The following is a 12,372-nucleotide window of genomic DNA, read 5'->3' on the forward strand; positions in this document are numbered from 1 at the left end:
CACCAGCATGATTCTTGGCTGCATTATCGCCTGAAGGCTTACGCTTATTTCCACGGAAATTGCGACGCTCGCCTTTTTCGCCTTCAGCATTTTCTTGACGACCAGCAGCTTCAGCGCCACCGCGCTGATTGTTCTGACGGGCACCACCACGCTGATGACCACGGTTATCAGTACGGTTGCGGTTTTCAAAACGACCCTGACGCCACAGAAGAACAGGCTTAGCCTCTTCCGCAACAACTTCAGCAGATGTTTCCGGTGCTTCAACAGCAGCTTCAGCCTCAGCTTCAACTGCAACAGGTGCCGGAACCGGCTCTGCATCTGGCACTTGTGGCTTGGCGCTCTCTGCAGCTTTGGCTGCAAATGCGTCGAGTTCCGCAAATTTAGCTGCAACATCCACATCCGTGGATGCTTCATGGCGATAGCCAAGGCTTTTCAGAATTTCTTCCATATCATCAGCAGTTGCGCCCAAAATGGACATCATAGCCGCTGTGACTAAGAACTTGCTGCCATCATAAGCACCTTCAGGGCGCTCGCCAATACCCGGACGCCATGCCAAAGCCGGACGGATCAGATCCGCCAAACGCTCCAGAATGTCGATACGTACGGCACGGCGGCCAAGGACGCGGTAGCCGGCCAGACGGTAGAAAACCGGATCAAATTCAGGGTCAACGACAGCCGATGTACGACCAGCGGCCATCACATTGACGACTTCGCCGTAACCGTTTTTCTCGCGGCCATCGTTTTGCAGGCTCCACAGCAAGGTGATGAGACCTGCCGGTGCCGGCTTCAGCAAAGCTGGCATAAAGACGTGATAGGCACCAAAGCGCACGCCAAGACGACGCAGAGCTGCACGTGAATCCTGATCCAGACCGCGTACTTCTTCAATCACATCACGACGTTGCAAAATGCCTAAATTTTCAACGAGCTGGAAAGCAAGACCACGGGTCATGCCGGTCAGCGCATCTGCGCTTGCCAGATCGGTCAATGGCTTCAGCACGGTTTCAATATGATGTGCAACAAAGCGATCGATACGGGCTGCGACCTTATCGCGGGCCGGACCGGTCAATTGCTCGTCAGCCAACAGGACTGCACGAGGTTTCATCACATCTTCACCGGCTACCAGTGTGGCAATAGCCGCACCGACATAACGCAGCACACCGTCTGATCCCAGTGCAAAATCACCGTTCGGCGCGGCGGCAAATCGCTCGCTGCGCTTTTCAAACTCGGCGGCAAGCGCCTTTTGTGCAGCCGTTCTCACTGCCTTCGCATCCGAACCTTCGGCTTGCGTATCGGCAGTGAAACGGAATCCTTCCAAATGCCCGACGTTATGACCTTCAACAATCACATCGCCGGACGGGCTGATTTCAGCTTCAAGCATGGCATTCTCTCTCAGGCGCCTCATAAGCACGCTTGTCCTGCGGTCTACAAAGCGTTTCGTCAACCTCTCATGGAGCGCGTCGGACAATCTGTCCTCAATTTCGCGCGTCTTTTCCTGCCAGTGTGTCGGATCTGCCAGCCATCCCGGCCGATGCGACACAAAAGTCCAGGTTCTTATCTGCGCCACTCTATGCGAAATAGTGTCGATTTCACCATCAACATTATCCGCACGGCGCAATTGTTCGCTCATATAATCTTCATCGACGCTCCCCCGGCGTACGAGATCCTGATAGATCGACGCAATAATTTCAGCATGCTGTGCCGGCGCGATCTTGCGGTAATCCGGCAGAGCACAACAATCCCATAACATTTCTATACGTTTTGGTGTCGTTGCCAACCGGCTAATTTCTTCATCACGCGACAGATGGTCCAATGCTTGCGCATCGACTGCCGGTAATGCACGGACAAGTCCTTCAATTGGTGCAGGTTTGTCCAAAGAATTGCGCAAAGCGTTGATCGACGAAAAGTCGAACTTGGCTGTGCGCCATTGCATCAGTTTCACGGGATCGAAATTATGTGATTCGATCCGCTCCACCATTTCATTGTCGAACGGATCAACCTGTCCCGTCACGCCAAATGTACCATCACGCAAATGACGACCGGCACGACCGGCAATCTGCCCGATTTCCGACGGAGTCAGATCACGGAACTGATAACCGTCAAATTTCTTGTTCTGCGCAAACGCCACATGATCGACATCGAGATTAAGCCCCATGCCGATTGCATCAGTCGCGACCAGAAAGTCGACATCGCCCGACTGATAAAGCTCAACTTGGGCATTGCGGGTACGCGGGCTCAAGGCCCCCATCACCACCGCAGCTCCACCGCGCTGGCGGCGGATTAATTCGGCAATCGCATAAACCTCGTCGGCTGCAAAAGCGACAATGGCCGAGCGACGCGGCAAACGGGTGATTTTTTTCGAACCGGCATAGGCCAGATGTGACAAGCGCGGACGGGTGATAACATTAATGCCGCGCAGCATCTTTTCCAAAATGGTGCGCATGGTAGCAGCACCCAGCAGCAATGTTTCATCACGGCCGCGTAAGTGCAAAATACGGTCTGTGAAAATATGGCCCCGGGTCAGATCGCCGGCCAACTGAACTTCATCAATGGCCACAAAGGCAACATTAGTGTGGCGTGGCAAAGCCTCAACCGTGCAAACAGAATAACGTGCACCAGGCGGAATGATTTTTTCTTCGCCGGTAATCAGCGAAACATTAGCCGCCCCTACCCGCTCGACCACCCGCGTGTAAACCTCACGCGCCAGCAAACGCAGCGGCAAACCAATCATACCGCTGCTATGCGCCAGCATACGCTCGATCGCCAAATGCGTTTTACCGGTATTAGTCGGCCCCAGCACAGCCGTCACATTGCGGCCACTCAGCACTAAAGGCATATCTTGGGTTGGTTGATGGTTCATAAGGTTAGCGGTTAAGGCCTCAGTATATCGTCTTAAATCTGGTTGTCAGCGATAGCACTGATTCCCCGTCACTGGAATACCGCTATAAATAAATGACAAGCGCACAATAGCGTGCGTTTTGCTGATTACAATGGCAATTTTAACGAATGGAACGACTCTCGAACGAATCGGCGACGAATCGCCGACCCATAAGCTTTCTCTTTTTGTTCACGGCTACATATAGTAAGGCACAACCCGACCGCTACTATAGCGTGAAACAGCTTCAATCCAGCGCGCAAAAAACAAGCCGTAAACACACTGCCCCGTTAACTTTTGGAACAAGAAAAGCAGGAATAATATTTCTGACTAATAGGCGCTGAATAAATTCAGTTTCTGGAGGTAGCCTGTCATGGCAAAAACATTGATTTTTCGGGATCTTGTTAAGCTTTGGCTCAAAGGCGGAACGAATCGGCGACGAATCGACATTGAATCACTATTCGCCCTTTGTTCACACTCTATCTGGTGATCGCTCACGCAAAGAGGCACTAAATAAAATGACAGAGCTGCAATAAACTCTGTCATGATGAGCAGTTTGACCGCTTTTTGTTAACCTTTGAGCGCTTTTTCTTTTTTAAATACTCAGTCGCGTTCAACGCAAAGCGCAACCCCCATACCGCCGCCGATGCACAAAGTTGCAAGGCCGCGCTTTAAATTGCGCTGCTGCATGGCATAGAGCAAAGTTATCAGCACCCTTGCGCCTGAAGCGCCAATCGGATGACCGATGGCAATCGCCCCGCCGTTAACATTCACAATCGCCGGATCAAGTTTCAAATCACGCACCACGGCACAGGATTGGGCGGCAAAAGCTTCATTAGCTTCCACCAGATCAAGATCATCCACTGTCCAGCCAGCCTTTTGCAAGGCTTTCTGCGAGGCAGGGATAGGCCCTGTGCCCATAATTGATGGATCAACACCAGCCGTTGCCCAAGAAACGATTCGCGCCAATGGTTTCACCTGACGCTTTTCCGCCTCAGCCGCCCGCATCAGCACGACAGCCGCAGCACCATCATTGATGCCGGAGGAATTCCCTGCTGTGACCGTTCCTGCCTTGTCAAAAGCAGGTCGCAGCTTGGCCAGTGTTTCCAGTGTGGCGCCATGACGGATATATTCATCTTCGCTCACTATGATCTCAGCTTTGCGGGTTTTCACCACCACCGGCACGATCTCGTCTTTAAAGCGACCGGATTTTTGCGCGTCTTCGGCTTTATTTTGAGAATCAACCGCAAACTGATCCTGTTCCTCGCGGCTCAACTGCCATTGGGTGGCAATATTTTCAGCCGTGATGCCCATCGGATAGCCAAAAAAAGCATCGGTCAGACCATCGAGCATCATGGTATCGACCATTTTGAAATCGCCCATCTTCACACCGCTGCGCAAATGTGCGCAATGCGGAGCCATCGACATGGATTCCTGACCGCCAGCCACAACGATGTCAGCATCACCGGTTAAAATCTGTTGCATACCAACCGCAACGGCACGAAGCCCCGAACCACAAAGCTGATTGAGACTGAAAGCGGTAGTTTCATTCGGGCAGCCAGCAAGTTTGGCGGCTTGGCGCGCCGGATTTTGCCCCTCACCAGCGGTTAAAACCTGTCCAAACACCACTTCATCAACATCTTCAGGCGCAACACCTGCCCGCTGCAAAGCTGCGGCAATCGCAGCGGCTCCCAGTTCATGTGCCGGTACATTGGCAAAAGCACCATTGAAACTACCCACAGGTGTGCGAGCCGCACTGGCAATCACAATCACATCATTCATGGCTGACATCAGATCTCAAGCTCCCGGTTTGCTGGCTTTTAGCGCCGCAATTTATATTCTTGCCCATACAGTAATCACAAAAGAGCCGATAAACAACAAAACAGACGCAACCACCTTTCGATCAAACAGCTAAGCCTTGCATCCGCGCTGATCCTTCACGCTTTAGATTAAGTGTTTTTCCCGCAAATCAAAGCTTATCTCGTGCAATGTCCCGCCAGGGCCGTTAGATTGGTGACAGAAAATCACAGGAGTTTTTCATGTCGAAACTTACCCTCGCCAAAGCCAACCAGATGATCAACGGTGCATTGGAACGCGCTAAAGAAGCTGGCATGCAGCCACTTTCAGTTGTTGTACTGGATGCAGGCGGCTATGTGACCGCGTTTCAGCGTCAGGACGGCTCATCAAACTTACGCTTCGCCATTGCTTCCGGCAAAGCTTACGGCGCATTGGCTGTGGGCAAAGGTTCACGTTGGCTGAACGATCAGGCTAAAGACCGCCCGCATTTCCTCGAAGGCCTTTCCAATGTTTCCGGCGGCAAAATCGTTGCTGTTCCAGGTGGCGTGCTGATCAAAAATGCTGAGAACGAAATTCTCGGTGCTGTCGGCATCACCGGTGACACATCAGACAATGACGAGCTGGCAGCAATTGCCGGTATTGAAGCTGCAGGCTTCACCGCTGTTGCGAACTAGAGCATAATTCCTTCAACTCGGATCAGTTTAAGGTAAAATTACGCTCTAATTTTAAAGTGCTAGAGCGACCTTTACGTGCCAAGTCTGGCACACGGCGCTCTAATCAGCATCACTAACAATAAAAAGCCTCCGTGCGGGAAACCACACGGAGGCTTTTTTATGTGCCTGTTGATAAGCAAGCTTAAAAACAAATAAAAACACCGCGCGAAATTCGCACGGCGTTTTTAATTCACAAACAATATTCTGAGCGTAAAGCGCAGATTATTGAAGAAGCTTAAGCTTCCTTCGGTGTGATAACCTGACGGCCACGATACATACCGCTCTTCAGATCGATATGATGCGGACGGCGCAGTTCACCTGAGTTTTTGTCTTCAACATAGGTAGGCGCCTTCAGGGCATCAGCCGAACGACGCATACCGCGCTTCGACGGGGAAGTTTTTCGTTTAGGTACAGCCATGGATTCTGCTCCAATGATCGGTCAATAATAGTCCGGCCCGGCCCCAAAGGAGCCTGTCACATCGGACAAGATTCCGGAAAGTGACGAGCCTATACACGTTTTGGCAGCGTTTGACCAGTCAAATTCGCATTTTTTTGCATCATCACTGTTCTAACTATTGCTTATAAGTGCTTCTACACAGCATTTCTGAAAGGTCAATTAAACTTATCAGCGCAGACAGCACAATCTGAGCTGAACAAATGTCAGCGTACACAGGTAACGTAAGGCCCTGCTTTTTTTGCCCGATTCTGTACAATATTGGCGGTTCTTACCATGCCGCGGCTGGGCTTGGTTGGATTACGCACCGCAGGGTTAGGCAAAGTAACAGCCAAAAGAGAGGCTTGCTGCAAGGTCAGCTTTGATGCCGAGCGCTTAAAATAATGCTGTGAGGCAGCCTCCACACCGTAAATTCCCGGCCCCCATTCAGCAATATTCAGATAAATTTCCATCACACGCTTTTTAGAAAGCACTATATCCGTTGCCATCGACAACGGCAGCTCCAGTGCTTTTCTGAAATAAGAGCGGCCATTCCACAGAAAGAGATTCTTTGCCGTCTGCATGGTGATGGTAGAGGCGCCACGCGCCGGTTCGCCATTCACCGCATCTTTCACCACCAGCGACATCTGATGCCAGTCCACACCGCTATGGCTGCAAAACTGGCCATCCTCCGACATCATCACAGCATTGACCAGATGAGGAGAAATATTATCAATATCGATCCATTGCCGTTCAATTGTCTGTAACAGCAACTGATCTTTGAGCATTAATGTGGAAACCGGATGCACAAACGGCACTTTATAAATGCCCAGCAACAGAATCGGTAATATCAGTAAAAACAGACCAATCTTGAAAACAAGACGCAAGCGACCTTTGCCGGCAGGCTTAGCGGTGTCATCACCGTCATCCTTGTTTTGATTAAAGTCTTTTTCCACTAAACTCAGCCTGTTCTTCTTGTTCGATAAGCCATAGACTATTTAATTAACAGAATGAACCCGCTTGCCGGAAAGTTAACAAATGTTAAACAAGGTTTATCATGGCAAATTTATGATGCTGGTTTCATACAATCTTCAAGCTCTCATAGTTGACCCCCTCCTATAGTCTGGTAAACGCTTCCGTCATGGATAAGAACAGTCTTGCACCTCATTTCACCACCGCTCTTGCAACCCGTGCCATGCAGGTTGAAACCATCCTGCAAAAATTGCTGGATGAGCGGTTAAGAGCGGGCGAAATTGCCCGTCCGGAACGGCTGATGGCAGCCATGCGCTATGGCGTTTTAAATGGCGGCAAACGTCTGCGCCCGTTTTTAGTGATGGAAACCGCCGCGCTTTTTGGTGCGAATGAAGAAGCCGCATTGCGCGTTGCCGCAGCGCTTGAAAGCATCCATTGCTATTCACTTGTGCATGATGACCTGCCGGCCATGGACGATGATGATCTGCGCCGCGGCCAGCCGACACTGCATAAAGCCTTTGATGAAGCTGCCGCTATTCTGGCCGGCGACAGCCTGCTGACTTATGCTTTTGACATTATTGCCAGTGACGAAACCGATCTTGACGCCGCAACCAGACTGGAGCTGGTGTTAAGCCTTGCCCGTGCTGCAGGCCCTGGCGGCATGGCAGGCGGCCAAGCCCTTGATTTAATGGCAGAAGAACAAAATCCGGATGAAACTGGCATCATCACTTTGCAAGCGATGAAAACCGGCGCGCTCATTCGTTTTGCCTGCGAAAGCGGAGCCATTATTGGCGGTGCAACGCGCGAAGAACGTGAGCGTCTGGCAGAGTTTGGCTCAGCAATCGGCCTTGCTTTCCAGCTGGCTGATGATCTTCTGGATGTAACTTCGGATGCAGCGCATCTTGGCAAAGCCGCAGGCAAAGATGCTGCCGCCGGTAAAGCCACATTAGTGGCGCTTCATGGCATTCACTGGACACGCAACCAGTTGGCTGGCTTGGTAGCGCAGGCTGAAGAACTGCTGTCCCCTTTTGGCGACAAGGCCGAAATTTTGAAGCAAGCTGCGCATTTCATCGCCAATCGCGAGAGCTGAAATAATTTCAACCCAATAAAAAGGCCGGTGTTTGATAATCAGACACCGGCCTTTGTTATAATGCAATTCTCAGTCTCAGGCTTCCGCCTTTACCGGCTCTTTAGCGCCAAGGCCAAAACGGTTTTCGATATAGTCGGCAACCATTTTCTGGAAATCTTCGGCGATTGCTGGTCCACGCAATGTGGTTACCTTTTTACCATCGACAAAAACCGGTGCTGATGGCGTTTCACCTGTACCAGGCAATGAAATGCCAATATCGGCATGTTTCGATTCGCCCGGCCCATTAACAATGCAACCCATCACCGCGACAGAAAGCGCCTCGACACCTGGATATTTCTCACGCCAGACCGGCATATTCTTGCGGATATCATCCTGAATGGTCTGCGCCAGTTCCTGAAACACGGTCGAAGTGGTGCGTCCGCAACCAGGACACGCCGCCACAATCGGAATAAACTGACGGAAGCCCATAGTCTGCAACAGTTCCTGCGAGACCTGCACTTCACGGGTACGGTCGCCGCCTGGTTCCGGTGTCAGCGAAATGCGGATTGTGTCACCGATACCCTGCTGCAACAAAATACCCATCGAAGCAGATGATGCCACCACGCCTTTGGTGCCCATCCCTGCCTCGGTAAGCCCCAAATGCAAAGCATGATTGGAGCGCTGCGCCAGCTCGGTATAAACCGCGATCAAATCCTGCACCTGACTGACTTTGGCAGACAGAATGATCTTATCGCGCGGCAGACCAATTTCTTCCGCCAGATCAGCAGAAATCAGCGCAGATTGCACAATGGCTTCCCGCATCACTTGCTGCGCGGTCAAAGGTGCACCTTCCGCCTGATTGCGATCCATCAAAGTGGTGAGCAATTCCTGATCAAGCGAACCCCAGTTCACACCAATACGCACCGGCTTATTATAGCGAATTGCCATTTCGACAATATCAGCAAACTGCTTGTCTTTTTTATCCTTGAAACCGACATTGCCCGGATTGATGCGATATTTTGCCAAGGCTTCGGCACAAGCGGGATGATCAGCCAGCAATTTATGGCCGATATAATGGAAATCTCCCACCAGCGGCACGTCGAGCCCCAAACGCTCCAGCCGTTCGCGGATTTTAGGCACAGCCGCAGCGGACTCATCACGGTCAACGGTAATGCGCACCAGCTCAGAACCTGCATGATAAAGGGCTGCAACCTGCGCCACAGTGCCATCAATATCAGCCGTGTCCGTATTGGTCATCGACTGCACCACAACAGGCGCGCCGCCGCCCACAATCACACCGCCAACATCCACGCCAACAGAAGTGCGGCGGGCAAAAGGGTGCGAAAAATAGCTGATTTGTTCGGAGGCCATTTTATTCAATTCATCCAGGATTTTTTAAACTGCTCGATGGCTGCGCATTTATAATCACAAATATCAAGTGCCATAAATTTATGGCTTTATATAGTCCCTTACAAGCCGCATGTCGCCCCTTGTCGGGGCAATCATGCAGAATTTTATTGCCTTTGCTTAATGTCCGCCATGATTATGGTCGGCAAAGCGCGCAAGCTTTGAAAACACCAGCACCACGAGCAATAAAAGCGGCAGGCAAGCAAAGACCAATGCGAAGCCATGAAACTTGGCAATCCAGCCAATCAGTGAGGGTGCTACCAGCGTGCCGGAATAGCCAAGACTGGTGGTGATCGACAAGCTGACACTTGGAACAACACCCGGCACATTACCGGCCATCGAAAAGATGATTGGCGCCATATTGGAAATGCCGATGCCGCACACGGCAAAACCGGCTATAGCGAGCCAAGGTGTCGGGGCAAAGGCTGCAATCAGCAAGCCGGTGATGGCCACCAGTGTGCAGGCGCGCAATGTGTTGACTGCGCCAAAGCGATCACGCACGCTGTCACCGGCAAAACGCATCATCGCCATAGTGAGGGAGAAGGCTGCAAAAGTGAAACTCGCCGTTTCAACCGAAGCGCCGTAATCCTGTCGCAGATAATAGCTGCTCCAATCCATGATTGCCCCTTCCGGTATCATGGAAAATAAAGCCAAAACGCCAATGAGCCATGGCAGCGGTTGCCGCGGTAAGCTGAGTTTCGGGCGCTCGCTGGCCTCGCTGATTTTGTCTTCCAAAATCCGGCTCCATGCAAAAGCCACCAATAAACCGGCAACAACCGAAACAATCACGCCGTGTCCGACCGAGCCAATATGGGTTAAAAGATAACCGGCACTGCCTGCCCCCAGCAAACCGCCAAGGCTCCAAAAAGCATGGCATGAAGACATCACCGCACAACGTAGCGATTTTTCCATCGCCACCGCATTGGCATTCATCGCCACATCCATGGCAGCGATAAAGCCGCCAAAATAAAAAAGTACAATCACCGCTACGATTTCATGCTGTACCAGACTGATTAAAAATAAGACCGGAACCACAGCAAGCGCAGAAACCTTCACGATAATTGCCGAGCCGAAACGCGCACATAAAGCGCCGGAAAGCGGCATGAATAATACTGAACCAATCCCGAAAATCAGGATCATCAATCCCATTTGTGCGCTATCAAAACCTAAGCGCGTTGCAAATTCAGGAATTCTTGGTGCCCAGCTGCCAAAAATATAGCCATTCATTAAAAACAAAAGCGCCACCGCCAAACGAGATGGCGGAAAAGCTGTTTTTAAGCGCTGATGCAGCGTTATTTTGGGGGAAAGATTTGTCAAAGAAGGCACGCCGTCGTTGATTTTAAAACATAAAGACAAAAGTCAATATCGTCCTTGTTTCAAAACCACGAAGATATGTCAAAACAATAGCTCATCACAAAATTGCGACAGCCAACCAATTATTCCAAACATCCGAAAATCACGAAAGCCCCCGCCATTGAAAATCAACGACGGGGGCTTTTTTGTAATTTTGTTCAGATGTTAGTTGGCAAGAACCTGCTGTTCATAGACATAATTGCCATCAGCATTTTTCTTCCATTCATACATCACGTAACCCGGCAGCTCCGCGTCACCTTTAGCGTCAAAGGAAAGCGCGCCCAGTGCGGTCTGGAACGGGCCTTTTTCTTTCAGTGCTGCGGCCACTTCCTGCGGATCATTGCTACCTGCTGCCGCTGCTGCAGCAGCAATCGCCTGTGCAGCTGCATAGGAGTAGATGGTATATGCTTCAGGCTCGAAACCTGAGGCACGGAACTTCTCAACCAGCTCCTTATTTGCCGGATCCACACGAGGATCAGGGCCAAAGGTGTTGAGGGTACCAATCACTGCGTCACCGGCAATTGAAGCCAATTCGTTATTCACGATCGCATCACCGGAAATGACAGGAACCTTCAGATTATTTTCAGCCAACTGACGAATAATCAATCCGCCTTCTGTATGTACGCCACCCCAATAGATAGCTTCAACACCAGCTGCTTTTGCCTTGGTGATCAAAGCCGAGAAGTCTTTTTCGCCGACATTAACGCCTTCATAAAGAACTTCTTTCACACCAAGCTCGTTAAACTTCTTCTTGGTAGCATCGGCCAAACCCTGACCATAAGGAGTTTTGTCATGAACAACTGCGATTTTCTTATCTTTGAAATGTTTCGCAATATATTCACCGGCAACGATACCCTGCTGATCATCGCGGCCGCAGGTGCGGAATACGTTCCACAGACCTTTTTCGGTATAGCCTGGATTGGTAGCGCCCGGACTGATCATAAGAATACCATTTTCGGCATAAACGTCAGAAGCTGGTATTGCGACACCTGAGTTATAAGGTCCGATCACAAACTTTACGCCGTCACCGGCGAATTTGTTAGCAACAGAGATACCCTGCTTAGGATCGGAAACGTCATCACCGATAACGATTTTTATCTGCTCGCCATTCATGCCGCCTTTTGCATTGATTTCAGCAATCGCTGCTTCAGCGCCCTTCAAAATCTGCGCACCATAAGTTGCGTTCGGGCCGGTCATCGGCGCGCCAACACCCACCAGAATATCAGCCCATGCACCACCGCTCATCGCCAATAATGCGGACAGAGCAACACCGGTAAATAATGATTTTTTCAATTTTTCACTCCCTTTATTTTCAATCCCCAACGGGCAGCGCCCGTTATTTCCGAATAATGCTATTTGAATTATGCTTATATTAAACGGCCGGTTTAACTGGATTTGTGACTACTTAGCCCTCCACGTCAAAAATGATGCCTTTTCATAGAGCCAGCTATATTGGTTAACCATTTGATTGGCTCTGGTATATCTGAAACCAATAGATCCGATTATGATCAATACAATCGTATCTACCAGATAATAATGCAACGAAAGCATAGTACCTTCGAATAAGGCATGATGGATAAAGCGCACGGCCAAACCAAGCGGGATCAGATAACACAGCAAAATTCCGTAAGGGCGCCATGTTTGTGCACAGGCACGCCCCGTCATCCATGCTGCCCAGCCACCAAGCATACAGGTGATCAGGATAAACAGCCAGATTGATGGTTCTTCGTAGAGAATTCCCTGCATGATTTTTCTC

9 protein-coding genes and 1 pseudogene are annotated in these 12,372 nt (G+C 50.5%); 2 read left to right on the forward strand and 8 right to left on the reverse strand.

Features of this window, described 5'->3' with window-relative positions; translation table 11 throughout:
- Positions 1-48: 48 nt before the first annotated feature.
- Both FHS77_RS09150 and FHS77_RS09155 read right to left on the reverse strand, forming a co-directional pair.
- Positions 49-2,857: pseudogene (locus FHS77_RS09150) on the reverse strand (helicase-related protein); the annotation flags it as partial.
- 618 nt (positions 2,858-3,475) lie between these two features.
- Positions 3,476-4,654 (reverse strand): acetyl-CoA C-acetyltransferase, encoded by a 1,179-nt coding sequence (locus FHS77_RS09155; RefSeq protein ID WP_184222651.1) that lies wholly within the window; start codon positions 4,652-4,654, stop codon positions 3,476-3,478.
- Positions 4,655-4,911: 257 nt separating this feature from the next.
- Between FHS77_RS09155 and FHS77_RS09160 the strand changes: the two genes are divergently transcribed.
- Positions 4,912-5,343 (forward strand): GlcG/HbpS family heme-binding protein, encoded by a 432-nt coding sequence (locus FHS77_RS09160; RefSeq protein ID WP_184222579.1) that lies wholly within the window; start codon positions 4,912-4,914, stop codon positions 5,341-5,343.
- Between the two features lie 274 nt (positions 5,344-5,617).
- On the opposite strand, the gene rpmF is transcribed toward FHS77_RS09160, so the two are convergent.
- Both rpmF and mtgA read right to left on the reverse strand, forming a co-directional pair.
- Complete coding sequence (gene rpmF / locus FHS77_RS09165) at positions 5,618-5,800, reverse strand: 50S ribosomal protein L32 (protein WP_184222581.1); 183 nt, start codon at positions 5,798-5,800, stop codon at positions 5,618-5,620.
- Between the two features lie 242 nt (positions 5,801-6,042).
- Positions 6,043-6,771, reverse strand: coding sequence for a monofunctional biosynthetic peptidoglycan transglycosylase (gene mtgA / locus FHS77_RS09170; protein WP_184222583.1), 729 nt, complete (start codon positions 6,769-6,771; stop codon positions 6,043-6,045).
- A 185-nt stretch (positions 6,772-6,956) separates the two neighbouring features.
- On the opposite strand from mtgA, the gene FHS77_RS09175 reads away from it, so the two are divergent.
- Positions 6,957-7,877, forward strand: coding sequence for a polyprenyl synthetase family protein (locus tag FHS77_RS09175; protein WP_184222585.1), 921 nt, complete (start codon positions 6,957-6,959; stop codon positions 7,875-7,877).
- A 75-nt stretch (positions 7,878-7,952) separates the two neighbouring features.
- Here FHS77_RS09175 and ispG read toward each other — a convergent pair whose 3' ends face one another.
- The 4 genes from ispG to FHS77_RS09195 all read right to left on the reverse strand — a co-directional run bounded on the left by ispG (position 7,953) and on the right by FHS77_RS09195 (position 12,362).
- On the reverse strand, positions 7,953-9,227 hold the full coding sequence (gene ispG / locus FHS77_RS09180) for a flavodoxin-dependent (E)-4-hydroxy-3-methylbut-2-enyl-diphosphate synthase (protein WP_184222587.1): 1,275 nt from the start codon (positions 9,225-9,227) through the stop codon (positions 7,953-7,955).
- A gap of 156 nt (positions 9,228-9,383) precedes the next feature.
- On the reverse strand, positions 9,384-10,490 hold the full coding sequence (locus FHS77_RS09185) for an MFS transporter (RefSeq protein WP_184222652.1): 1,107 nt from the start codon (positions 10,488-10,490) through the stop codon (positions 9,384-9,386).
- A 291-nt stretch (positions 10,491-10,781) separates the two neighbouring features.
- A complete protein-coding gene (locus FHS77_RS09190) occupies positions 10,782-11,909 on the reverse strand; it encodes a branched-chain amino acid ABC transporter substrate-binding protein (RefSeq protein ID WP_184222589.1) in 1,128 nt (375 codons plus the stop codon).
- Positions 11,910-12,017: 108 nt separating this feature from the next.
- The gene (locus tag FHS77_RS09195; RefSeq protein ID WP_184222591.1) at positions 12,018-12,362 is read right to left on the reverse strand and encodes a DUF6867 family protein; all 345 of its coding nucleotides are present in this window, start codon (positions 12,360-12,362) and stop codon (positions 12,018-12,020) included.
- Positions 12,363-12,372: the final 10 nt, after the last annotated feature.

Source organism: Paenochrobactrum gallinarii, assembly GCF_014205685.1.
GTDB lineage: Bacteria > Pseudomonadota > Alphaproteobacteria > Rhizobiales > Rhizobiaceae > Paenochrobactrum > Paenochrobactrum gallinarii.

Excerpts from the sequence above, each read along its gene's own strand:
- FHS77_RS09155 (WP_184222651.1), bottom strand. The coding sequence starts at position 4,654 with ATGAATGATGTGATTGTGATTGCCAGTGCGGCTCGCACACCTGTGGGT.
- FHS77_RS09160 (WP_184222579.1), top strand. The coding sequence starts at position 4,912 with ATGTCGAAACTTACCCTCGCCAAAGCCAACCAGATGATCAACGGTGCA.
- rpmF (WP_184222581.1), bottom strand. The coding sequence starts at position 5,800 with ATGGCTGTACCTAAACGAAAAACTTCCCCGTCGAAGCGCGGTATGCGT.
- FHS77_RS09175 (WP_184222585.1), top strand. The coding sequence starts at position 6,957 with ATGGATAAGAACAGTCTTGCACCTCATTTCACCACCGCTCTTGCAACC.
- ispG (WP_184222587.1), bottom strand. The coding sequence starts at position 9,227 with ATGGCCTCCGAACAAATCAGCTATTTTTCGCACCCTTTTGCCCGCCGC.
- FHS77_RS09185 (WP_184222652.1), bottom strand. The coding sequence starts at position 10,490 with ATGAATGGCTATATTTTTGGCAGCTGGGCACCAAGAATTCCTGAATTT.
- FHS77_RS09195 (WP_184222591.1), bottom strand. The coding sequence starts at position 12,362 with ATGCAGGGAATTCTCTACGAAGAACCATCAATCTGGCTGTTTATCCTG.